The 22549-nt window shown below is 70.0% G+C and carries 26 protein-coding genes; 9 read left to right on the forward strand and 17 right to left on the reverse strand.

What is annotated here, in order from left to right:
- Positions 1 to 62: 62 nt before the first annotated feature.
- The 4 genes from IM697_RS42255 to IM697_RS42270 are packed head-to-tail and all read right to left on the reverse strand — an operon-like array spanning position 63 to position 3074.
- Entirely contained in the window at positions 63 to 704 is a 642-nt protein-coding gene (locus IM697_RS42255; RefSeq protein WP_194042578.1) for a PadR family transcriptional regulator, read from the reverse strand.
- Positions 705 to 722: 18 nt separating this feature from the next.
- Positions 723 to 1259: a DinB family protein gene (locus IM697_RS42260; protein ID WP_194042581.1), complete on the reverse strand. Its 537-nt coding sequence runs from the start codon at positions 1257 to 1259 to the stop codon at positions 723 to 725.
- A 52-nt stretch (positions 1260 to 1311) separates the two neighbouring features.
- Entirely contained in the window at positions 1312 to 2241 is a 930-nt protein-coding gene (locus IM697_RS42265; RefSeq protein WP_228045150.1) for an alpha/beta hydrolase, read from the reverse strand.
- Positions 2238 to 3074, reverse strand: coding sequence for an MBL fold metallo-hydrolase (locus IM697_RS42270; protein WP_194042583.1), 837 nt, complete (start codon positions 3072 to 3074; stop codon positions 2238 to 2240). Before IM697_RS42270 ends, IM697_RS42265 begins: the two co-directional genes overlap by 4 nt.
- An 80-nt stretch (positions 3075 to 3154) precedes the next feature.
- Here IM697_RS42270 and IM697_RS42275 point away from each other — a divergent pair, with 80 nt between their 5' ends.
- Complete coding sequence (locus tag IM697_RS42275) at positions 3155 to 3493, forward strand: winged helix-turn-helix transcriptional regulator (RefSeq protein WP_194042585.1); 339 nt, start codon at positions 3155 to 3157, stop codon at positions 3491 to 3493.
- Between the two features lie 139 nt (positions 3494 to 3632).
- Here the strand turns inward: IM697_RS42275 and IM697_RS42280 are convergent, their stop codons facing one another.
- Both IM697_RS42280 and IM697_RS42285 read right to left on the reverse strand, forming a co-directional pair.
- Entirely contained in the window at positions 3633 to 5096 is a 1464-nt protein-coding gene (locus IM697_RS42280; protein WP_194042587.1) for an aldehyde dehydrogenase family protein, read from the reverse strand.
- A gap of 101 nt (positions 5097 to 5197) precedes the next feature.
- Positions 5198 to 6022: a helix-turn-helix domain-containing protein gene (locus tag IM697_RS42285; protein ID WP_194050113.1), complete on the reverse strand. Its 825-nt coding sequence runs from the start codon at positions 6020 to 6022 to the stop codon at positions 5198 to 5200.
- Between the two features lie 333 nt (positions 6023 to 6355).
- On the opposite strand from IM697_RS42285, the gene IM697_RS42290 reads away from it, so the two are divergent.
- The gene (locus IM697_RS42290; protein WP_194042589.1) at positions 6356 to 6877 is read left to right on the forward strand and encodes an ATP-binding protein; all 522 of its coding nucleotides are present in this window, start codon (positions 6356 to 6358) and stop codon (positions 6875 to 6877) included.
- Positions 6878 to 6980: 103 nt separating this feature from the next.
- Here IM697_RS42290 and IM697_RS42295 read toward each other — a convergent pair whose 3' ends face one another.
- The 5 genes from IM697_RS42295 to rpmG all read right to left on the reverse strand — a co-directional run bounded on the left by IM697_RS42295 (position 6981) and on the right by rpmG (position 9384).
- Positions 6981 to 7199: a DUF397 domain-containing protein gene (locus tag IM697_RS42295; RefSeq protein WP_228045152.1), complete on the reverse strand. Its 219-nt coding sequence runs from the start codon at positions 7197 to 7199 to the stop codon at positions 6981 to 6983.
- Between the two features lie 336 nt (positions 7200 to 7535).
- On the reverse strand, positions 7536 to 7766 hold the full coding sequence (gene rpsR, locus IM697_RS42300) for a 30S ribosomal protein S18 (RefSeq protein ID WP_194042593.1): 231 nt from the start codon (positions 7764 to 7766) through the stop codon (positions 7536 to 7538).
- 6 nt (positions 7767 to 7772) lie between these two features.
- On the reverse strand, positions 7773 to 8954 hold the full coding sequence (locus tag IM697_RS42305) for a CobW family GTP-binding protein (protein WP_194042595.1): 1182 nt from the start codon (positions 8952 to 8954) through the stop codon (positions 7773 to 7775).
- Positions 8954 to 9211, reverse strand: coding sequence for a type B 50S ribosomal protein L31 (locus tag IM697_RS42310; RefSeq protein ID WP_194042597.1), 258 nt, complete (start codon positions 9209 to 9211; stop codon positions 8954 to 8956). Before IM697_RS42310 ends, IM697_RS42305 begins: the two co-directional genes overlap by 1 nt.
- An 8-nt stretch (positions 9212 to 9219) precedes the next feature.
- Entirely contained in the window at positions 9220 to 9384 is a 165-nt protein-coding gene (gene rpmG / locus IM697_RS42315) for a 50S ribosomal protein L33 (RefSeq protein WP_030573688.1), read from the reverse strand.
- A gap of 60 nt (positions 9385 to 9444) precedes the next feature.
- On the opposite strand from rpmG, the gene rpmB reads away from it, so the two are divergent.
- The 4 genes from rpmB to IM697_RS42335 all read left to right on the forward strand — a co-directional run bounded on the left by rpmB (position 9445) and on the right by IM697_RS42335 (position 11259).
- Complete coding sequence (gene rpmB, locus IM697_RS42320; RefSeq protein ID WP_194042599.1) at positions 9445 to 9681, forward strand: 50S ribosomal protein L28; 237 nt, start codon at positions 9445 to 9447, stop codon at positions 9679 to 9681.
- Positions 9681 to 9986 carry a 30S ribosomal protein S14 gene (rpsN, locus tag IM697_RS42325; RefSeq protein WP_194042609.1) on the forward strand — a complete coding sequence of 102 codons (306 nt, stop codon included), beginning with the start codon at positions 9681 to 9683 and terminating at the stop codon, positions 9984 to 9986. Before rpmB ends, rpsN begins: the two co-directional genes overlap by 1 nt.
- A gap of 160 nt (positions 9987 to 10146) precedes the next feature.
- A complete protein-coding gene (locus IM697_RS42330) occupies positions 10147 to 10629 on the forward strand; it encodes a hypothetical protein (RefSeq protein ID WP_194050114.1) in 483 nt (160 codons plus the stop codon).
- 96 nt (positions 10630 to 10725) lie between these two features.
- Entirely contained in the window at positions 10726 to 11259 is a 534-nt protein-coding gene (locus IM697_RS42335; protein WP_194042611.1) for a DUF4232 domain-containing protein, read from the forward strand.
- Positions 11260 to 11265: 6 nt separating this feature from the next.
- Here the strand turns inward: IM697_RS42335 and IM697_RS42340 are convergent, their stop codons facing one another.
- A complete protein-coding gene (locus tag IM697_RS42340) occupies positions 11266 to 12372 on the reverse strand; it encodes a DUF2786 domain-containing protein (RefSeq protein WP_194042614.1) in 1107 nt (368 codons plus the stop codon).
- A gap of 87 nt (positions 12373 to 12459) precedes the next feature.
- Here IM697_RS42340 and IM697_RS42345 point away from each other — a divergent pair, with 87 nt between their 5' ends.
- Together IM697_RS42345 and IM697_RS42350 are read left to right on the forward strand one after the other, a co-directional pair.
- Positions 12460 to 13221, forward strand: coding sequence for a Clp protease N-terminal domain-containing protein (locus IM697_RS42345; RefSeq protein ID WP_194042616.1), 762 nt, complete (start codon positions 12460 to 12462; stop codon positions 13219 to 13221).
- Positions 13222 to 13411: 190 nt separating this feature from the next.
- Positions 13412 to 15115, forward strand: coding sequence for a bifunctional 3'-5' exonuclease/DNA polymerase (locus tag IM697_RS42350; protein ID WP_194042625.1), 1704 nt, complete (start codon positions 13412 to 13414; stop codon positions 15113 to 15115).
- 228 nt (positions 15116 to 15343) lie between these two features.
- Here the strand turns inward: IM697_RS42350 and IM697_RS42355 are convergent, their stop codons facing one another.
- The 5 genes from IM697_RS42355 to IM697_RS42375 all read right to left on the reverse strand — a co-directional run bounded on the left by IM697_RS42355 (position 15344) and on the right by IM697_RS42375 (position 21520).
- Positions 15344 to 16237 (reverse strand): glycosyltransferase family 2 protein, encoded by an 894-nt coding sequence (locus IM697_RS42355; protein ID WP_194042627.1) that lies wholly within the window; start codon positions 16235 to 16237, stop codon positions 15344 to 15346.
- A gap of 119 nt (positions 16238 to 16356) precedes the next feature.
- Entirely contained in the window at positions 16357 to 17727 is a 1371-nt protein-coding gene (locus IM697_RS42360) for a Tat pathway signal sequence domain protein (RefSeq protein WP_194042629.1), read from the reverse strand.
- Between the two features lie 265 nt (positions 17728 to 17992).
- Positions 17993 to 19261: an MFS transporter gene (locus IM697_RS42365; protein WP_228044387.1), complete on the reverse strand. Its 1269-nt coding sequence runs from the start codon at positions 19259 to 19261 to the stop codon at positions 17993 to 17995.
- Between the two features lie 129 nt (positions 19262 to 19390).
- Positions 19391 to 20353: a hypothetical protein gene (locus IM697_RS42370; protein WP_194042633.1), complete on the reverse strand. Its 963-nt coding sequence runs from the start codon at positions 20351 to 20353 to the stop codon at positions 19391 to 19393.
- A gap of 30 nt (positions 20354 to 20383) precedes the next feature.
- Positions 20384 to 21520, reverse strand: coding sequence for an MFS transporter (locus IM697_RS42375; RefSeq protein WP_265582695.1), 1137 nt, complete (start codon positions 21518 to 21520; stop codon positions 20384 to 20386).
- Between the two features lie 474 nt (positions 21521 to 21994).
- Between IM697_RS42375 and IM697_RS46065 the strand changes: the two genes are divergently transcribed.
- Positions 21995 to 22546, forward strand: a complete 552-nt coding sequence (locus tag IM697_RS46065) for a hypothetical protein (protein ID WP_407699670.1) — start codon at positions 21995 to 21997, stop codon at positions 22544 to 22546.
- Positions 22547 to 22549: the final 3 nt, after the last annotated feature.

Genomic DNA, 22549 nt, shown 5'->3' on the forward strand with positions numbered 1-22549 from the left:
TTGACTACCCGCTCGAAGGTAAACCAGCCTCCAGGGTTAGTCAAACTTGATTAGAGCCTGGACTAGAGAGCGTCCTCGGGATGGGACTCCCCCGTCGCGTACGGGTTCTCCTCGCCCTCGGCCAGTACGCCGACGAACGGGTCGCCCTCGTCGGCGAACGTGTAGGCGCCCTTCTCCAGCCGCTCGATCAGCCCGCCGGTCCAGGTTCTCTCGGAGTCCGCCGTGTGGACCCACATGTTCATGATCTCGCCGATGTGGCCGAGCTGCTCGGGCCCGTCCTCGGGCACGTAGTGGGCCACGACGGAGGCCCGCCACTCCTCGATCCGCCGGGTCCGCTCCTTCAGGAGCGTCACGGCCTCGGCCCTCGGCAGATCGACCATGAAGCCGACGGCTGCCGTCTTCACATCTCCCCGCTGGTCGTACGTGACCAGCGCGTCCCGCAGCAGCGTGAAGTACTCCTCGGTGCCGGCGTCCGTGAGTTCGTACTCCACGCGCGGCGGGCCGCCCGCCGTGGACGGCGCGATCTCGTGGGCGTGCAGCAGGCCCTGCTTCGCCATCTGCTTCAGCGCGTGGTAGATCGAGCCGGGCTTGGCGTTGGACCACTCGTGCGCGCCCCAGTACTCCAGGTCGTTGCGCACCTGGTAGCCGTGGGCGCGGCCGTGCATACGGACCGCGCCGAGCACGAGGAGACGGATCGCTGACATGCGGTCCAGGTTATGACCTCACATTCCGGCGAGAGCAACCAGCTCAAAGGCCGTCTTCCCGTCCAGGGACTCCCGGATGACATCCGCGTGCCCCGCGTGCCGGGCCGTCTCGCGGATCAGGTGCAGCACCAGCCAGCGCATCGACACGCGGCCCCCCGGCGGGAACCACGGCTGGTCCGGCAGGGCGAAGGTGTCGTCGAGGCTCGGTACGGAGCGGATGAACGCCTCCGTGTCCGCGGCCACCTTCTCCCAGTACGCGAGCTGCGACTCGACGCTCTCGCCTGCCACGAGGACGAAGCACTCGTGCCAGTTGCTCTCGTCGCGCTCGATGGCCGGCGCCTCACCCTTGGCCCGCGCGACCCAGCCCTGCTCGACCTCTGCGACATGCTTGACCAGCCCCGCGAGGGACAGCTCGCTCACACTGGGACGGCAGCTCGCCTGCTCGTCCGTCAGCCCGAGCACCGCCCGCCGGATCCCGCCGCGCTGCTCCGCCAGGAAGGAGAGCAGGGCCCCGCGCTCGTCGCCGTACTCCTCGGCCGGAACGTGAGTGACCATGACCGCCGCCTTTCGCCGGAACGGGGGCCCTCGCCCCCTGACACCGATGAAGCTACGGGCCCTTGCGGTCAGGTTCGGTCCGCAAAGGGCAAGGTGTGTGCTCCGAGCGGCCGGCCCTCAGCCCAGGTGGCGGTGGAGGAAGTCCGCGGTCGCCCGGGTCGCCTGGCCCACATGGGGGTCGACGTCGTACAGGTCGATGTGCTGTTCGCAGTCGAGCCGGCGGATCTCCTTCGGTCCGGCGGCCCGCTCGTACATCGCGTCGGCGAGTTCCGGCGGGCAGTAGTCGTCCGCCTTGCCGTGCACGATCAACAGCGGTGTGGCGCCCAGCAGTTCGGCGGCGCCCAGGGCGTCGAAGGTCATCAGCGAGTGCAGCGAGCCACGGGTGACGCGATTGGCCCAGTGCGGGGCGGCGCCGCGCCCGGTGCCGTAGTACGCGTACGGCTCCGCACCGGACATGGCCGCCTCCCCGCCGCCGGGCGCGACGGCGGGCAGCGTCTCGTCGTACCGCTCCAGGAACGAGGCCAGGGCGGTGCGGTAGGCGTCGACACCCATGCCCCGGGCGAACCACGCCGGACTGTTGTACGCCCCCGCGATCCCGGCCACCGCCCGCACCCGGGGGTCCGTGGCCGCCGCCCAGGCAGATGCCGACCAGGCCGACGCGGTCCTCGGCCACCTCCGTACGACGGGCCAGCGTCCCGACGGCGGCCCGCAGATCGGCCAGCTTCCCCTGGCTGTCCTCATGGCCGCTCCGCCCCGGGCTCTCGCCGAAGCCACGGTGGTCGAAGGCGAGGGTGACGAACCCGGATGCCGTGAGCCGTTCCGCGTACACGCCGGTGACCTGCTCCTTCACCCCGGTGAACGGTCCGGTGAGGGCCACAGCGGGAAACGGTCCCGGCCCGTCGGGCAACCGCAGCTCACCGACCAGCTCCCGCCCGTCCGCCAGTCCGTCCGCGGTGAAGGTGATCCGCTCCAAAACCGTCATCCCCCAGCTCCTTCGGCCAGTTCCCGGGCGACCGCGTCGGCGCCGAGCCCGACCATCCAGGACAGCGCCGCCTGCGGCAGGAACGCCTCCATCTGCCGGGTGAGCTCGGCCTTCTGCTCCTCCGTCAGGGACGGGCGGCCATCGGCGATACGGAGCACCGACTGCCGGAACGCCAGCAGGTATCGGCGCTGGGCGGACAGCAACCCGGTGTCGGCGGGTGCGCCGTGCCCGGGATGAAGCGGCACCCCGGCCAGCTCACGCTCCAGCCGGTCCAGCAGCGCCAGCCACGCACCGGTATGGCCGTCCGCGGTGTACGGGTGCATCAGATCACCGAAGGCCAGGTCGCCGATGAAGGCGGCGCGCTCGGCGCCGGCCTCGACCATCAGGTAGGAGTCGGCATGGCTCTCCCCCGCCCCCAGCTCGCGGAGGGTGATCCGCAGCCCGCCCAGTTCCACGGCGCCGCCGTCGCCCAGGAGGTGCTCCGGTATCCGGTAGCGGTCCGGCCACTCGCTCCCGTACACCGGCTGCCACTGCTCCCGCTTGGGTTCGGCGATCTCCGCGATGGTCTTGGCCACGGCCGCGCCCGCATAGACCGGTACGTCGTCGCCGACCGCGTACGGCAGCCCGTTGAAGTGGTCGGGATGGGCGTGGGTGACGAAACAGGCGAGGACCGGGCCGTCCAACGCGGCTGCGCGCTCGGCGATGGCACGGCCGTCGGAGACCCGCAGCCCGGCGTCGACCAGCACCACGCCGTCCGGGGTTTGCAGCAGATAGGAGTTGGCGAAAATGCCCAACTCGTCCGCGGTGTAGGTGTGAATGGCAAGATCGGTCATGACCCCGACGCTAGAGGCGCACAGCACCCCGGAACAGAAGGCACTTGGAAGTGCCCTTCCACGGAAGGAGCGTCACCGTCATGGCCCTGGTCATACCCGACGTGCTCGACCCCGGATGCGCGACACGGCAGGCGCTGGAGCGGCTCGGCAGCAAATGGCGTGTCCTGCTGATCTACGCCCTGCTCGCCGGCCCGCAGCGGCACGCCCAGCTACGCCGCCGGCTGCCCGGCATCACCCAGAAAGTGCTCACCGAGACGCTGCGCGGCATGGCCGAAGACGGCCTGATCGAGCGCCGCGTCCTCAAGGAGGACCCACCCGCGCACGTGGAGTACGCCCTCACCGAACTCGGCAAGACGCTGCGGGAACCGCTGGCCGCGATCTGCGACTGGGCCACTGCTCACACAGCGGTTCGCCCTTGACCCCCGTGACAAACGACGACCAGCCGGACGCCTGCTCCGGTACGTGCTGGCCCGGACGAGCGAGGCGCTGACCGACGTACGCCGGATCGCGGTGAACCGTGGCGCCGGGCCGTAAGGCCCGACCCTCCTGCGACGCCGCTCAGAACGGGAACCCGCTCCGGCCGTGCTGTACCGAGATCCACTTCATCGTCGTGAACGAGTCCAGCATCGTCTCGCCGTTCAGACGGCCCAGGCCGGAGTGCTTCTCGCCGCCGAAGGGGACGATCGGCTCGTCGTGGACGGTGCCGTCGTTGACGTGGAACATGCCGGTGTCGATCTGCTTGGCGAAGGAGACGCCCCGCTCGATGTTCCCGGTGTGGACGGCGCCGCTCAGGCCGTACGGGGTGTCGTTGACCAGGCGTACGGCCTCCTCCTCGCCGTCGAACGGGATGAGGAAGGCGACCGGGCCGAAGACCTCCTGCCGCAGCAGGGGCGAGTCGGCCGGGAGGCCGGTCAGGACCGACGGCTCGACCAGGTTGTCCGTCGTCGTGCCGTGCACGAGGGCCGTCGCGCCCTCGGTGATCGCCTGCTCGACGGTGGCCGAAAGCGCGTCCGCCTGCGAGGAGTTGATGACCGGGCCGATGACGGTCTCCGGGTCGCGCGGGTCGCCGGCCCTCAGGGTCTTCACCTTGGCGACGAACTTCTCGGTGAACTCGTCCGCGATCGAGCGGTCCACGAGGACGCGGTTCGCGGCCATGCAGACCTGGCCCTGATGGACGTAGCGGCTGAAGACCGCCGCGTCGACCGCGTAGTCGATGTCGGCGTCGTCGAGGACCACCAGCGCGCTGTTGCCGCCGAGTTCGAGGACCGAGCGCTTGAAGTGCGAGGCGCAGACGGTGGCGACATGGCGGCCGACCTTGTCGGAGCCGGTGAAGGAGATGACCTTCGGGATCGGGTGCTCGATGAAGGCGTCGCCGATCTCGGCGATGTCCGTGATGACGACATTGAGCAGACCGGCGGGCAGGCCCGCGTCCTCGAAGATCTTCGCGACCAGGGAGCCGCCGCAGATCGGCGTGTTCTGGTGCGGCTTGAGGACCACGGCGTTGCCGAGCGCGAGGGCCGGGGCCACCGACTTGATCGAGAGGAGGAAGGGGAAGTTGAAGGGGCTGATGACGCCCACGACGCCGACCGGGACGCGGTAGACACGGTTCTCCTTGCCGTCCACCGGCGAGGGGATGATCTTTCCCTCGGGGCGCAGCGCCAGGTGGACCGCCTCGCGCAGGAACTCCTTGGCGAGGTGGAGTTCGAACGCCGCCTTCAGCCGGGTGCCGCCGAGCTCGGCGATGATCACCTCGGCGATCTCCTGCTCGCGGTCCTCGATCAGACGCAGCGCCTTCTCGAAGACGGCACGGCGGGCGTACGGATTGGTGGTGGCCCACTGCTTCTGGGCGCGGGCGGCCGCCTTGTAGGCGTCGTCGACCTCGTCGACCGTGGCTATGGTGATCGACGCCAGCTTCTCGCCGTCGTACGGGTTGAAGTCGATGATGTCCCAGGAGCCGGTACCCGGACGCCACTCACCGTCGATGTACTGCTGAGCCAGCTCGGTGAAGTAGGACGACGACATGTGATCCCTCAATCCCTAGCAGACACCCGGTCGACTGATCACTCAAGCAGGATCGCCTTGATCGTCTTCACGGCCTGATCACACGTCATCGTACTTGTGTTTCAGGAGAGTTGAAGGAGTCCTCGGAGAAGATCCCGGCTCTCGTCCGGGCCCGGGCTGTCCTGCTGGAGCTCCTTCAGCGCCTTCTCGTACTGGGCGACGTCCTCGTGCTTGTCGAGGTAGAGGGCGCTGGTGAGCTGCTCCAGGTAGACGACGTCCGACAGGTCGGACTCGGGGAAGCTGAGGATGGTGAAGGCGCCGGACTCTCCCGAGTGGCCGCCGAAGCCGAACGGCATGATCTGCAGCCGTACGTTGGGCCGCTGGGAGACCTCGATCAGATGCTGCAGCTGGCCGCGCATCACCTCGCGGTCGCCGTAGGGGCGGCGCAGGGCGGCCTCGTCCAGCACGATGTGGAACTCGGGGGCGCTCTCGGCGACGAGGTACTTCTGCCGCTCCAGGCGCAGCGCCACGCGCTTTTCGACGTCGGCCGCGCTCGCGCCCTTCATACCGCGCCTGACGACCGCGCGGGCGTACGCCTCGGTCTGCAACAGGCCGTGCACGAACTGCACTTCGTACGCCCGGATGAGGCTGGCCGCGCCCTCCAGGCCGACATACGTGGGGAACCAGCTCGGCAGGACGTCGGAGTAGCTGTGCCACCAGCCGGCGACGTTGGCCTCGCGGGCGAGGGAGAGGAGCGAGGCGCGCTCCTGCTCGTCCGTGATGCCGTACAGCGTCAGCAGGTCCTCGACGTCACGTGTCTTGAAGCTCACCCGGCCCAGCTCCATACGGCTGATCTTCGACTCCGAAGCGCGGATGGAGTATCCCGCCGCCTCGCGCGTGATCCCTCGCGCTTCCCGCAGTCGCCTCAGTTGCGAGCCGAGCAGCATGCGCCGCACCACCGATCCGGGCTCTCCCGCGCTCACGTTCGCCAGCCTCCCCAACCGTCTTCAGGGCCCGCAGTCTGCCACTAAATCACTCCGAGCAGTACTCGTCCGATTACAGAGATGGAAAGAAGACAAGGATTCCTCGCAGGGAACGGTCTCCGGAAGGCAAGGAGAGCGGTTGAAGTTGGCGGAAAAAATGGCCAACAAGCGGTACGGGAGTGGCCAATTCGGTCACGTGCACGTGCATCTGCCCTTGCATCTGCTCTGCGCATCAGAAACCATGGTCCCGCGCAACCGCTGCATCGCAACGACCGCGAACTCCCGGGAGTGCCTCGCATGGGGACGAATGGATCGACCATGCTCGAGCCGTTAAGGCAGGGCCTTCCGCCACTGGATCCCGCAGCCGTCTCCAACGCCGCGTCCTGCGCCCTGCCCGCCCGTTACGAAGCGGTGCGTGAGGCCAGGAAGTTCACCGGACGGACCCTGGACCAGTGGGAACTCGGCTATCGGTTCGACGACGTGTGCCTCGTGGTGTCGGAGCTGGTGACGAACGCGCTGCGGCATGCGCTGCCGGCCGGTGCCGCGCGGCTGCCCGACCAGACGCCGCCGGTGCGGTTGCATCTGATGCGGTGGACCGAGCGGCTGGTGTGCGCGGTGCGCGATCCCAGCCATGACAGTCCGGTCGCGCGCGATTCCGACGACTTCTCGGCCGAGTCCGGGCGCGGGTTGTTCCTTGTCGACTCCTTCAGCGACGGCTGGGGATGGCATCCGCTGGCGGGAACGCTCAGCGGGAAGGTGGTCTGGGCGCTGTTCCGGCTGCAACCGGGGCAGGGGGCCGCGGGGGGATCGGCGGACTGATGGGCCGCGGGGCTGGACGGTGCCGTGGTTCTACGCGCGTTACGGAGCGATAGGCGCCGATTGTCCTGAGTTGTACGCCGGTTCTGGCGGGAGTCGCTGCCGGTCAGCTCGTGACCAGGTGGTCGAACTCGCCGTCCTTGACACCCAGGAGCATGGCCTCGATCTCGGCGCGGGTGTAGACGAGCGCCGGGCCGTCCGGGAAGCGGGAGTTGCGTACGGCGACGTCTCCACCGGGTAGCCGCGCGAACTCCACGCAGGAGCCCTGCGAGTTGCTGTGCCTGCTCTTCTGCCAGGCCACCCCGTTCAGATCCGTGGCTGCCATGCCGTTGTACACGTCGTGGTCCACAGGTCGCTCCCCGGTGGTGCGGTGGCTCGAGGCCATTGAGGCATGAGGTGGTGCAGTGATGCGGCAGTCAACTGCTTCCGGATCATAGCTCTGTTCACGTGCAACTGCATGAGCAGATGCACGTGCACGCGGGGTGTTCCTGTGGTTACTCCTGTGACGTACGCGGGCTCAGATGCGTTCCAGCGCGTTCACCATCCCTCGTGCACTAGGAAGAGACGCGTTCCACGTCCTTCTTGTTCCAAACTCCAAGTAACCGCCCCATTGGTGGAGTTGGGGGGCTTACGGGGCGCCCCGGCGCCGGGGCGCCCGGTGTCAGCGCGTCGTGTACGGCAGCAATGCCATTTCGCGGGCGTTCTTGATCGCCTTTGCCAGTTGGCGTTGCTGCTGGACCGTGACTCGGGTCACCCGGCGGCTGCGGATCTTGCCTCGGTCGGAGATGAAGCGGCGCAGGAGGTCCGTGTCCTTGTAGTCGATGTAGGTGATGCCGGCCTGGTCCAGGGGGTTCGGCTTCTTCGTGGGCCTGCGGTCGGGCTTGCGGGGCATGGGGTGTCAGACCTCCAGGAGGGTGTCGAAGGCGGGCGGGAGTCGTTTCCAGGCGTCACGGCCCGCGGCGTACTCGGCGTCGGTGAGCAGGCACGACTCGAGGAGCCGCTCCAGGCCGTCGCGGTCCAGTCCGGGGGACGTGAAGACCAGGTGCTGGCAGCAGTCGCCGTGCTCGGGGTGCCAGTCCAGCGCGGCGGCCGCCCGGCGTACCGGCGGGACCATGTCCCAGGCCGCGTCGGGGAGCGAGGCCAGCCAGGGACCCGCGCTCTCGACGCAGAGGGCGCCTCCCGCGGCGTCCCAGTGCAGCAGTACGTCGGGCTTGTCGGCGAGCCAGAAGCGGCCCCGGCTGCGGGCCGCCGCGCAGGTGATGTCCTCCAGGGCCTCGTACAGCCGCTCGGGGTGGAAGGGACGGCGGCGGTGCCAGACCAGCGTGGCGACGCCGTGCGCGTCGGCCTCGGCGGGAAGCAGGGCGCACGCCGGGTGCTGGGCCGCCGCCGCCGACTCCACGTCGAAGCCCGCCAGTGCCGCCCGGGCCAACGGGGACAGCGGGGACAGCGGGCGGTCGTCCGCGGCCGTGCCCGGTGCGCCCGCCAGGTCGCCGTGGCCGATCGGGACCTGGCGGGCCGTCGGATGGAGCTGGGCGAGCAGCTCGCGATCCTCGTCGTCGGCCTCCGGCGAGGGGGCCACGGCGAGGACGGGGGCGTACTCCAGCTGGCGTGCGAACGTGTCGGCGACCGTGCGCTGGTCCGTCGTCGCCGCCGCGAGCCCGCGCTCGGCCAGGTCGTCGCCGTTGCCCAGGTACGGCAGGACCAGCGCCGGGTCGACGGCGGTGATCACGCCGGTCACCACGAGCCCGCCGGCCGTGACCACCTCGGCCATCGCCTTCGGCTCCACCGAGTCCCAGAGTTCGACGATCGCCATGCGGGTGGCGTCCGCGTCCTGGATCCTCAGCAGTTCGGGCACCAGGTCCTCGCGCAGGGCGCAGCAGGCGCAGTCGTTGACCAGCGGGGCCTCGCCGGCGCTGACGAGGCCGGTGGCGTCGCGGATCGTCCGGACGACCGTGCCGGCCGCCGCCGTGGCCAGGTCGTGGTGGAGTACGACGCTGCCGGGGACGTCGGTGAGCAGCCGCTCCACGGCCGCCTTGCGGGCGTCGGCGTGCAGGCCGCCGACGATCACGACGGAGAGCATCAGCCCTTCTTTCCGTACCGGCGCTCGAAGCGCTCCACGCGGCCCGCGGTGTCCAGGACGCGGGCCGTGCCGGTGTAGAAGGGGTGGCTGACGTTCGAGATCTCGACGTCGACGACCGGGTAGGTGTTGCCGTCCTCCCACTCGATCGTCTTCTCGGTCGGCACGCCGGCGAGCGTGGAGCGGGTGAGGAACGCGTGGTTCGCGGCCCGGTCGCGGAAGACGACGGGGCCGTAGGCGGGGTGGATGCCGTTGCGCATGGTGGTCCTCAGCGCTCCTCTCGGAAGTCGACGTGGCGGCCGGCGACCGGGTCGTACTTGCGCAGGGTCATGCGGTCGGGGTCGTTGCGGCGGTTCTTGCGGGTCACATAGGTGTAGCCGGTGCCGGCGGTGGACCGGAGCTTGATGACCGGGCGGAGTTCGTTGCGTGCCATGCTGCTATCTTACTGAAAATGAATTCCATTAACAGCCGCGTCTGAGAGAGGTACGTCACCGTGTCCGCTCACTGCATGCTGACCGGGGCTCGGCCCGGGTTCGGCAACACCATTTCCCATTCGCACCGGCGCACTTCCCGCCGCTTCGACCCCAACATCCAGACCAAGCGCTACTGGCTGCCCAGCGAGGGCCGGCACGTTCGGCTGCGGCTGAGCGCCAAGGGGATCAAGACGGTCGACGTCATCGGTGTCGAGGCGGCCGTCGCCCGGATCCGCGCGCGGGGAGTGAAGGTCTGATGGCCAAGAAGAGCAAGATCGCGAAGAACCAGCAGCGGCAGGAGGTCGTCGCCCGGTACGCCGCGCGGCGGGCCGAGCTGAAGGAGATCATCCGCCGGCCGTCGTCCACCGACGCCGAACGGCTCGCCGCCCAGCAGGAGTTGGCCAGGCAGCCGAGGGACGCGAGCGCCACGCGCGTACGCAACCGCGACCAGGTGGACGGGCGGCCGCGCGGCTACTTCCGGGCCTTCGGGCTGTCCCGGGTCAGCCTGCGCGAGCAGGCGCACGCCGGGTATCTGCCGGGGGTGCGCAAGGCGTCCTGGTAGGTCCGGCGGGCCCCGGGTCCCCGGACAGGACTCCCTGGTAACTTGCTGCGGTCGTTTCGGCCAAGTGGGCCGATTCGGCCGTATGCCGACCGCTACAGCTTGGGAGCTTCCAGTGACCTCGGCGACTTTCTCGCGTACGCGCACGATGCACGGCCGGCGGATGCGGGTCGCGGCCGTGGCCGCGTCCCTGGCGGGGGCGTTCGCGCTGACCGCCTGCAGCGGCGGCGGCGACTCCGACGACAACTCCGCCTCGGACAGCCCCAGCGCCTCCGCGACCACCGGCGCCGAGACCGGCGGCGGTAGCGGTACGGGCGGCGGGTCGGCGGCCGGCGGCCTGGAGGGAAGCTGGCTCGCCACGACCGACGGCAAGGCCGTCGCGCTGGTCGTCACCGGCAAGGAGGCCGGGCTCTTCGCGACCGGCGGGACCGTGTGCAGCGGGACCGCCGGCGAGCAGGACGGGAAGCGGACGATCCGGCTCAAGTGCACCGACGGCAGCAAGGACCGGGCGGCCGGAACGGTCGACTCCGTCGACGGCCGGCAGCTGAAGGTGACCTGGGAGGGCGGCCTCGGCGCGGAGACGTACACCAAGGCCGAGGGCGGCAAGCTGCCGACGGGACTGCCCACGGCCGGTCTGGGATCGTGATGTCCGATCGGTGACCGGCCGCTCGGTCGATACGCTCGTCCCCGATCGATCACGACTGACCACGACCGGTCACCGACGCCACCCCTCAGAGGACCCATGCGCGCCACATCCCGCACCGTCGCCGCCCTCGCCGCGGCCCTCCTCCTGACCGCCTGCGACGACGGCGGGGACGGGGACGGCGGCCAGGACGACAAGGCCGCTTCCGGCTGCGTCGCCGGGCTGGCCGTGGAGTTCGGGCCGGCCAACGCCGCCCCCGCCGCCGGCGACACCGGCAACGTGCCCGTCACCGTCACCAACCGCGGCGACGCCGACTGCGCCCTGGCCGGGCTGCCCGGCGTCGAGTTCGAGGCGGGGAACATCGTGACCACCGTCGCGGCCGACGAGGCCGCCGGGGCCGCCGCGCGGCAGAAGACGACCCTCACGAAGGGCGCCTCGACGTCCTTCACGCTCACCTACGTCCGGGGCGAGGAGGGCGACGCCAAGAGCCTCGCCGTGCGGAGGGCGAAGGTGCTGCTGCCCGGGTCCACCAGGACGCACAGCTTCAAGTGGTCGTACGGCGATGTTTCGCTGAAGAGCGACGGGCAGACCCCGGACGCCTCGCTGAGCGGGTTCCAGCGGTCCGGCGACTGACGCCGCTCAGCGCAGCGGCCGGCGGGGCGACATCCGCGCCCGGTCGGCCGCCTCCGAGCCCTCCGCCCAGCCCGCCTCGTCGCTGACGCCGCGCAGGCGGGTCGTGGTGGTCTGCGGGAACATGCGGTCCAGGCGGGCGGTGACCGCGACCTCGCGGGAGGCGAGGACCGGGAGCAGGTCCTCGGTCACCGGTGTCCGCGCCGCAGCGGCCAGGCGGCTGCCGATGCGGTGGGCGTAGGCCGCCAGGAACGACTGCCGGAAGGTCTTGGTGCGCTTGCGGCCGCCCGCGCGCTGCGCCGCCTCCGCCGTCGTCATCGCGGTCTGGGCCTGCACCAGGAGCGAGGTGTGGAGGAGCTCGACCACCTCCAGGTCCGCCTCGAAGCCGACGACCGTGGAGAAGCCGCACGGCTCGTTCCACACCGCGCGGCAGTGGTTGGCGGTCGCCACCGCGTCCAGCAGCACCGCCTTCGCCTGCTCGTACGGCGGCTCCACACCGATCCGGCAGGCGCCGGGGGCGTCCTCGGCCACCGGCGCACGGGACGCGAGCAGGGCCTCGTCGATGCTGTGCCGGGCCATCAGCTCCTGGGCCTTGGCGCTGAGCGCCTCCGCCTCCTCGGCGAACCCGGTCGCCTCCGCCTTCGCCAGCAGCGCCCGGATCCGGGTGAGCATGCGGGACTCGGGCCTGGCGGGCCCGCCCGTCGGCTCCTCCAGGGGCTCCAGGGCGGGCAGGCGCAGCAGGAGGCGGTACAGCTCCAGGACGGCCGTCGCGTGCGAGAAGCGGTCCGTGCGGGGCGGGGCTCCGGTGGGCAGATCGTCGAGCTGTGCCCGCCAGCGGGGGCCGCGCGGGGTGTCGTGCGGTGCCTGCGCGCGGATCAGCGCCGCGAGCAGTCGTATGTGCACGTCGTCCAGGTCGCGGCGCACGAGGCGTACGACGTCCGCCGGCTGCCAGCCGCGCCGCCAGGCCACCGCCACGAACTCCTCGCCGCGCCGGGCGAGTTCGGCGTCCGCTTCGGGGTCGGCGGCGAGGAGGGAGGCGCCGGTGTCGAGCGTGGTGTGCTCGGTGTCGTAGAGGGCGGACTCGAAGGCGCGGTCGACGGTACTGGGCGTGCTCACCAGTGGATCGTAAGGCCGCTGCGGGCCGGGGAAGCCGCATGTCAACCACGGGTTGACACCCTTCTTCTGTCAACCTACGGTTGACGCATGTCGACGAACCCGAACATCACGTCATCCGTACGCCTCGACGAACTCATCGCGGCCATCAAGAAGGTCCACGACGAGCCCCTCGACCAGCTCCAGGACGCGGTGATCGCCGCCGATCACCTCGGCGAGGTGGCCGACCACCTGATCGGTCACTTCGTGGACCAGGCCCGCCGGTCGGGCGCCTCCTGGACCGACATCGGCAAGAGCATGGGGGTCACCCGACAGGCCGCGCAGAAGCGGTTCGTGCCGAAGGAAGGCACCGACCTCGACCCCCAGCAGGGCTTCGGCCGCTACACGCCGCGTGCCCGCAACGTGGTGATGGCCGCCCACAACGAGGCCGTCGCCGCCCGCAACCCCGAGGGCCGCCCCGAGCACCTGGTCCTCGGGCTGCTGGCAGAGCCGGACGGCATCGCCGCCAAGGCGATCACGGCACAGGGCGTCGTCCTGGACTCGGTGCGCCAGGCCGCCACCGCCGCGCTGCCGGCCGCCGCCGACGAGGTTCCCGAGCTCATCCCCTACGGCTCCGACGCCAAGAAGGTCCTGGAGCTCACCTTCCGCGAGGCCCTGCGCCTCGGCCACAACTACATCGGCACCGAGCACATCCTGCTGGCCCTGCTGGAGTTCGAGAACGGCACCGGCGTCCTGTACGGACTCGGCCTCACCAAGCAGGCGGTGGAGGACTACGTGGTCGAGATCCTCTCCCAGTTCCTCAAGAGCGGCGAGGAAACCGCCAAGCAGGCCCGCGAGCAGGGCGAAGGCTAGGGGCGGTTCGAAAGTCCCGTGCGGTGCCCGCGCCGGCCGGGGCAGCGGCTTGTGTCACAGCCGGTGCGGCGAGGGTGCGTGTCGACCGCGACACAAGCCGCTGCCGCGGCGGGCGCGGGTGCTGTGCGGGAGCTTCAAACCACCCCCTGGAACCGAGGCCGTTGTCAGACCCGGGTGCCACACTCGCAGCATGACCGACCGGTGGGCGCTCGCTCCGGCCGAGGACGGTGGCGTGGAGGTCGCCCCCCTCGGTCCCGACGGGCTGCTCGCCGGACCGGTGCGACGGGAGCCGGATCCGGCCACGGCCGTGCGCGGGCGGCCGGAGGTCGCGCGGTGGGTGTGGCGGTCCACCGCCGAGGTCTATCCGCGGCTGCTCGCCACGGGGGTGCGAGTCGAGCGGTGCTACGACATCGAGGACGCCGAGACGCTCCTGCTCGGCCACGAGGGCCGCTACGGCGAGCCGAGATCGGCCGCGGCGGCACTCGCCCGGCTGCGCGGCGGCCCCGTGCCGCCCGACCCGCCCCAGCGCGCGGCCGAACCCGGCTCGCAGTCCTCGCTCTTCGAGCCGCAGGCGGTCCATGTGCCGCTCGCCGACCTCGTCGAGGTGTACGCCGAGCAGCAGCGGCGGCACGACCGGACGGCGCACCCGGAGCGGATGCGGCTGCTGACGGCGGCCGAGTCGGCGGGGATGCTCGTGGCCGCCGAGATGAACCGGGCCGGGCTGCCGTGGAGCGCCGAGGTGCACCGCCGGGTGCTGCACGAGCTGCTGGGCGAGCGGTACGCGGGCGGCGGGGAGCCGCGGCGGCTGGCCGAGCTGGCGGACGAGGTGTCGGCGGCGTTCGGGCGCCGGGTGCGGCCCGATCTGCCGGCCGATGTGATCAAGGCCTTCGCGCAGGCCGGGGTCAAGATCAGATCCACCCGTCGCTGGGAGATCGAGACCATCGACCATCCGGCCGTGAAACCGCTGGTCGAGTACAAGAAGCTGTACCGGATCTGGGTGGCCCACGGCTGGTCCTGGCTCCAGGACTGGGTGCGCGAGGGGCGGTTCCGGCCGGAGTTCCTCGCGGGCGGGACGGTCACCGGGCGGTGGGTGACCAACGGCGGGGGCGGGCTGCAGATCCCGAAGGTCATCCGGCGGGCGGTGGTCGCCGACCCCGGCTGGCGGCTCGTGGTGGCCGACGCCGACCAGATGGAGCCGCGGGTGCTCGCCGCGATCTCCCGTGATCCCGGGCTGATGGAGGTGGCCGGCCGGGAGACCGACCTCTACCAGTCCGTCTCCGACCGGGCCTTCTCCGGCGACCGCGATCAGGCCAAGCTCGCCGTGCTGGGTGCCGTCTACGGGCAGACCTCCGGCGACGGGCTCAAGAACCTCGCCGCGCTCAGACGCCGCTTCCCCAGGGCGGTGGCGTACGTCGACGAGGCGGCACGGGCGGGCGAGGAGAGACGGCTCGTGCGGACCTGGCTGGGACGGACCTGTCCGCCGGCCGCCGGCGCGGCGGACGACATCGCCGAGGAGGCCGGGATCCCGGTCGCGGAGGGGCCCGACGACACCGCCGAGGGCGCCGGACCGCAGGAGTGGGTGCCGGGCTACGCCTCCACCAACTCCCGCGCGCGAGGCCGATTCGCCCGCAACTTCGTCGTGCAGGGCAGTGCCGCCGACTGGGCCCTGCTGCTGCTCGCCGCGCTGCGGCAGGCATGCGCGGACATGGCGGCGGAGCTGGTCTTCTTCCAGCACGACGAGGTGATCGTGCACTGTCCCGAGGAGGAGGCCGAGACGGTGGTGAAGGCGATCCGGGAGGCGGCGGAGCTGGCGGGGCGGCTGACGTTCGGGGAGACGCCGGTGCGGTTTCCGTTCACCACGGCGGTGGTGGAGTGCTACGCGGACGCCAAGTGATCGACGCGTGTCACGGAACACATCTGGACAGACGCCGGCGCTCCGTTGTCATGGCTTAATCTGATCACTGCATCGGGTCCGGCCCGACGGCGCGCGCGTACATGCGCAGCTCGGGGGAGCGTCGCCGCCGTGGCCGGATCCGGGGAATGTGGGGGTCCCCGGTCGGCAGAGGTGAACGACCGGACCCCCGCGTCCCGTTCTCTCTCACCCCGTGCCGGGCCCTCTCGGTCAGATGACCGGCGGCCGTCCCAGCCGGCACAGCCGCCACACCGTGCGCCATCGCATGGGCCGCCGTCGGCCGGCCGGTTCCCGCAGGCCCTCCAGGAAGCCGCCGAACCAGGCGCGCAGTCCGCCGGACGACCGGGTGCGGACGAGGGTGAGCAGGACCCAGATGCCGAGGTGGACCGGGATCAGCGGGAGCGGCAGCCGACGGCGGGTCAGCCAGACGCGGTTGCGGGCGGTCACGCGATAGTAGATGGCATGCCGGGCCGGCGAGGTCTTCGGGTGCTGCAGGAGGAGTTCGGGAGCGTAGAGAATGCGCCAGCCGGCGTCGGCGGCCCGCCAGGCCAGATCGGTCTCCTCGTGGGCGAAGAAGAACTCCGCGGGCCAGTCCCCCGTCTCGGCCAGCATCGCCATGCTCAGCGCGTGCCCGCCGCCGAGGAAGCCGGTGACGTAACCGCCCCTGAACGGATCCGACTTGCCGATCCTGGGCACGTGCCGCCGCTGCGTCTCCCCGTGCTCGTCGGCGATGCGGAAGCCGACGATGCCGAGCCGGTCGTCGGCGGCGTACAGATCCCGTACCCGGCGCAGTACGTCGGCGTCGACGAGGAGTCCGTCGTCGTCCAGCTCCACCACGACATCGACGTCCCCGAACTCGCGCAGCCGCTCGATGGCCGCGTTGCGCCCGCCCGGGCAGCCCAGGTTCTCGTCCAGCTCGATCGGCGTGAACTCACCGGGCAGCGCCAGCCGTTCGGCGAACTCGGGCAGCGGGCAGCCGTTGCCGACGACGACGATCCGTTCGGGGGCGAGATCCTGCTTGGCCACGGACTCGAGCAGCGCGTCGACCTCGACGGGCCGGTTGCCCATCGTCACCACGGCGACCGCGATCCTCGGTTCCGCCATACCCGCCCTCACCCTCGATCCGGCTTCGATTACCGCCGCGATGCTAGTGGTTCACGGTAAGGACTTCTTAAGTTCGCTGTACTGAGGAGGGTGGCGGGCGGGCCGTGACGAGCGCCCGTTCAGGCCCGCAGCGGGTTGAAGCGCACGGCCGCCATCACATACCAGGCAGTCGCCCCGACGTGCCGATACGGGTAGTACCCGAACCCGAACCCCGTATCGAGCGGACTGCTGGCGGACACCACCCCCGCCCGCTCGGGCAGCACCCGCCCGCCCACGGTCTGCCCACCGCCGAGCAGATCCTGAGCCCGCTCGACGGAGTCGACCAGCCGGCGAGCCCGCGCCACGTCGCCCCGCCCGCACCGCTCCCGCAGGGCGAGCGCGAGATGGGCGGTCCCCTCGAACCACACGCCGTTGCGGTCCGGCTTGGGCTGGGAGTCGGCGATCGGCGTGTCCTCGTCGGCGAGCAGACTGGCGGAGCTGAAGGTGACCCCCTCGTACGACTGGCCGGCCGGCACCGTGCTGTTGCGCCGCCCGGCGTGATCGAGCACGGCCAGCTCACGGGCGGCCCAGTCCAGCGACGAGGCGTGGGCACGGGAGTCGAGGGCGAGGTGGGTCCAGGTCTGGGTGTCCTCGGGGACGGGCGAGGTGTTGATGTTCACCCCGTCATTGGTCCCGGTGTAGAAGAACCCGCCGTCGCCCTCCCACATCCTCTCGACGAACTCCCGAGCCCGAGCACGCCGCTCCAGCCACACCCGGTCTCCCGTCAGCCGAGCGAGCCGCCCGAACAGACAGACGAGGTCGGTGTTGTGCTCGGTGGAGGTGAAGGGCAGTTTCTGATTGCTCCCGTCGACCCCGAACTTGTACCCGCCCAGCGGTTCGTCGGTACGCCCGTTCCGCTCGATCCACTCCCCGATCCGCACGGCACCGTCGAGGAACCGCCGCTTCCCGGTCCGCCCGGCGAGCGCCGCGAGCGCGATCCCCGCCCAGGCCATGTCCCCCACGGCCGTCCCCGTGAACCCGAACTGCGTCCCGACGTTGACGCTCCCGTCGGCCCGCACGAACCCGTCCGGCTGGAGCGAGCCGTCGTAGAAGGTGTACGGCCCGACGTTGTAGCCCTGCCGAAGCCGACCGTCCTCGTGGACCGGGTCATGCGCCTGGGCGTACAGCAGCGCGTCCCCGAGCGAGACGGCCCGGCGCCGCCCGTCGGCCGTGCGGGCGGCGAGGAGGGCGAGGATCGCGAGGGCGTTGTCGTACGTGAACGCGGTGCTGAACAACCCGGCCTGATCGGTGTAGCTCTGGGCGAGGCGGGTGGTGCCGTGGTCGGGGTAGGCGTCCATGGCCGCGGCAAGGAAGGACTGGGCGCGACGCCGCGCGGACCCGCCGGAATCGGCGTGAGCGACCCCGGTTCCGGTGAGGGCCACGGCGCCGAGGCCGAGTCCGGTACCGATGAGCGTGCGACGACTGAGCTCCGGGCCCCGTCTGTCGGTCATGCCGGTCATGGGTCTCCCTCGGTTTTGAGAGCGCTCTCAGAACGAATGCGGGCTCATTCTGCTGGTGCGGATGGGGTGGGTCAACGCCCTTGAGGCTTGCAGCAGTTGGAGGCGATGAGTATCGCGCCGGGCCTTGGGGCAAACCCCACCGCCTGCCACGCCCTCGGCATGACCGTCCACTTCGAACCCACCGAGCGGCCTCAACCCACCCAGCGGGCTGCTGCCCAGACGCCGATGCGAAGGCCTCGCCGGACCCGGGCGGGCGTCAAGCCGAGCGATCCAGGACTGCAGGGGGGACTGCGCTGGACGCGGTCCCGGCAAGCGCCGTACCAAGCGAGCGTTCGGCGGCGCGGGCCACGAACGGGGTGACGACGGCCGCGAGGACGACGATGGCAGCGATGGTGAGCCAGCCCGCCATGTGCCAGTTCAGGGCGAGATAGGTGTAAGCGGCCGGCGCCCACACGGTACCGATCGTATGGCCGACCTGGTTTACGCCCTGGTATTCGCCGCGCCGTGCGGGATCGGACAAGAGCGCCGTGAATCCCCAGCCCGCCGCTGCCTGGAAGAGCTCGGCACCGGTCAATACGATGTGCGCCAGCCAAACCAGAGCGATGGTCAGCCACTCGACGCTGCCGTCAGTGAACATGATGATCACACAGGAGGCGGCAAAGCAGGCCGCGCTCCGGTATGTCGCCCGAATCGCGCCCGACAGTGTGTCAGTGCCGCGGGCGGTCATGGTCTGCAGGGCCACCGTCATGAGGGTGTTGGTCGCGACCAGTGCCGCCAGGAGCACCCGAGGCGCGTTGGTGTCCTCCACCAGCCAGAGCGGAACGACCACGAAGAGGATTACCTGGTTCGTGGACAGCACACCGCCCAGGACGGAGAGGGCGAGAAACGGACGATCCGTCAGCGCGCCACCCCGCTTCCGACGCTCGCGCCCTTCCGACCGGGTCGGATCCTGGACGGGGCTGACCGCCTTGGGCAGTCGGAAGATCACCACTGAGTTGATCAGCATCACCACTCCGACGAACAAGGGCAGCATCCAGATGGCCGTTTCGCTTCCGGTTGCCAGGGCCAGGCCGCCAAGTCCCGCGCCGACGGTGAACCCGGCGTTCAACGCACTCCGGTTGTAGGCGAGCCCTGCGACACGCTCCTTGTCGGTGTAGAGGTTGAGCACATACGCGCCATAGCCCGCAGACCCGGAGGCGTTGCTCAGACCGAGGGCTATGACGATCACCAGGAAGGCGGGGAACCCGCGAGCCGCCGGGTAGGCGAGGAAGCAGGCCGCCTCCGCGAGAGACGCCGCAGCCCACATGGTCTTCGGGCCGACCCGGTCAGCGACCCGGCCCAACGGCACAGCGGCGGCGAACGCGCCGATTCCGGCAATCGTCAGGCCCAGACCCACAGCGGCAGCGGAGAGGCCCACGACTTTGGTGAAAAAGACCGCGTTGGTGGTGATGTAGCTGCCGGTGCCCAGCCCGTAGAGCAGCGCCTGAGCACTGACTCGCCCCGCGGTCGGCGACGGCGGGGCCATTCGCCGGAGCAGGCGAGAGAGCGGACCGCGAGGGGTCGGCGGCGGTACATCCGGGGTGGATCGAGGCATGCGCGGACGTTAACGGAGAAGTTTGGCGCACGTCTCCTGACATGGGACAGGTCTGCGGCGTTACGGATGGGCAGAACCGGACGGGCTGCCGGTGGCGCTTCTTGATGGGGCCAATGACTCGACGTCGGAGCCGAACACACTGAACTGGAATGGCGTGTTCGGGTTGGGGTGTACGACGGCCCGAAGCCGGACGTCCATCAGGTCGGCCTGCTCTGGCGGCCAGGTCGGATACGCGAAGAACATCAACGGTGGGGCCAGCCCATCGTCATGCACCACACGTGTGAGCACGTCTTCGGAACCGTCGGGTCGCAGCGCAGCTCGAGGTACTGGACGGAACCCCAGCAACCGCTTGTACGCTGCCAGGCCGGCCTTGCCGATGTGCCCATAGAGGTTGGGCTCCCACCCTCGGCTGACCAGTGGCATCTCGTAGGCCCGGGCGACGTTCATCATGGCGAGGTCGAGCAGCCGGGAGAAGTTGTGGCTTCGCGGGCCGTCTCGTTCGCCGTACAGCCCGCACGTGTAGACACCGCGGCGGTGATCGTTGAGCGTGACTATGCCGGCGCACATGTTTCCGTGGCCGTCCCGGATTGCCAGCATCTCCACGTCCGGCCCGATGCCCACCACCTCTTCCGGCGAGGTCACAACCGGGGCCGCGAAGGCCATGCCGGCCAGGGACGCTCGGTAGAGTGGCAGCCATTCCGCGGCCAGCGCGGGCGTGATCTTCTCGACATGCTCAAGCGTCATCGTGGAGGCCCGGAAATCCCTGAGTGCCGTTCGCACGGTGTGCCGTTGGGAACGCCCCAGCCCCTCGACGTATTCTTCTTCGGATCCCTTCGGATCCGCGAGCCAGACGACGTTGGTGGGTCGGAAGCGGAATCCCTCGGTCAGCCACTCGCCGCCGGATGCCGGCGGCGGCGCCACGTCGACGACGTGCAGGTCCTTGCGGCACTTGAGTGCCTTCCACGCCGAGTGGTCGTTCGCTGCAAGGGTAGCCGTGACCAGTCCCTCATGATGCTGCAGCATCCGTAGCCCTCCAGTATCTCGTCGAATACATCAGGCCGCCTTTATCGCCGCCCGTTCGCCGCCGAGCGCCCGCGCGATCGCCAATGCCGCGCCGACCATCAGTACACCCGCGATGACCAGGGTTGTGCGAGGGGTCAGTTCAGCACTGACGGGACCCACCAACACCTGCCCCAGCGGTACGCCGATGAAGGACCCGAGGGCGTCATACGAGTACACTCGCCCGAGCTTGTCCGGCTCGATCCTGTCCTGGAGGGTCGTCTCCCAGACGGTGCCGAAGACCTCCATTGACAGGCCGCCGACGAACGCGGCCAGTAGCAGCACCGCGAATGTCGGATGAACGCCCAGGGTGAGTGGCAGCGCGGCGCCGAGGGGAAGCGCCAGGAGGCCGGCGCGCAGCGAGATTCGCCGGCCGCTTCTCATGATCAGAACGGCCGCTACTGTCAAGCCGCCGACCTGGGCGCCGAGTACGAGGCCCCAGAGGTGACTGCCGAAGGTTTCCTCGGCCAAGATCGGCCCCAGCACTGGGATGGTGCCGGAGAAGCACAGGTTCATCACCGTTGAGCCGACGATGGCCTGCCACAACCACTTCTGCTCCGAGAAGGCCACCCAGCCCCCTCGGAGCTGGCTCATCAGCGATTCCTTCTTTGACGCAGTGCCGGCTGGGACCCGGACCCTTGAGAACAGGACTCCGGCGACGGCGAAGCAGAGCGCGTCGAAGGCGATCAGCCAGCCAGGGTCGGCTACGAGCAGGAACAGCGCCGCGAGTGCTCCGGAGGCCACGGCGCACAGATTCAGGGTCAGTCGCATAGCCGCGTTGGCCTGGCTTCGCATGGTGGACGGGACGGTCTGCGGCAGTAGCGCCGACGAGGCCGGGGACGCGAACGCCGCACAGATCCCGTTCAGCAGGGCCAGTAGAGTCAGCGGGACCACGGAGCCGCCACCGGACAACACGTACCACGCCACGACCCCTTGTGTGATCGCGCTGGCCGCACTCGACCCCTCGAGGACCACGGACCGTGGGAACCGGTCGGCGAGGATTCCTCCAGCCAGAACGAACAGCAGGTTGCCAGCGGACCTCGCGCCGACAACGATGCCAATCGTGGCGGCGCTCCCGTCGGCGTCGATGATGGCGAGTGCGAGTCCGATGGGCGCAACGGTGTTGCCCAAGATCGCCATCGTACGGCCCGCGAGGAGCCACCGGAAGGCGGAGGGGAGCTCGGTGAGGGTACGGAACGTCAAGCGCCTTCTCCGTCTCGGTGCCCATTAATGACCGACAACACCGCGCCTGTGCCGATCATCGATTGGCTCTCCGATGCATGCCTCCTCGGCAATTGCGTGGATACCGTCACCGAGTGAGGTTTTGCCGGCGCCAATGCCCCGTTCGGTAAAGGGGTCATGAACTTGAGGGCAGTTTGGCACGACGAAATGAGTTCACCACTCAAAGCCCTCCGAAGGGTGTGCCCCGCTTAGGTGTCGTGGCCCGGTCAGATTTTGAAGTCGCCTGGGATGCTAATCACAGCCTCCCTGAGCCGTCAATCGGCCCACCAGGCGCTGGAGATGCGGTCGAAGACACCGCCGACGTGCGCGGAGGACCGGCAGAACGCGCAGGTCGCGAAGGGCATCGGGGTCTCGCGGGAGACCGTGCGCAAGTGGCTCGCCCGGTTCGCCGCCCACCGGCTTGAGGGGCTGGTGGACAAGTCACGCTCGGGGCCCGCGGCGGATCCGCGGCCGGGATGTCGCAGTCCGCGGTCTCCCAGGATGGCGCCGACGAGGACGACCCACGACTACGCCGGCGGAGCGGGAGCCGGAGGCTGTGGTCGGTCACTGCCATATGTCAGGGGCGACGCAGGACGACCCGGCCTAGACTCAAGGGGCCCATCGAAAGATCAGTGGCCCATGTTGCGCCATATCGCTGCACGTCGGAGCAGTGCGCTATTGATTTCTCGACGGGCCCAGGATCCCGGCCTCCTAACGAATTGTCTGCTTTGCACCGGGCGCCTGCAGCCCACTCCGTCGTGCACACAGCGACGACCGAACGAGCTTGGCTACCGCAGGATGACGAAAAAGCGGGCAACCGAAAGGACGCCGCGGCCCTGGTGGCTTACTTGGCTGCGTCTGCATTCGTCACTTGGTGGCGTAAGGGAAGCATCCTTGCTCCAGCCACGTAGCCAACCGTTCGCATTCGCTGTTTGACGA

The sequence above is a fragment of the Streptomyces ferrugineus genome (assembly GCF_015160855.1).
Lineage (GTDB): Bacteria > Actinomycetota > Actinomycetes > Streptomycetales > Streptomycetaceae > Streptomyces > Streptomyces ferrugineus.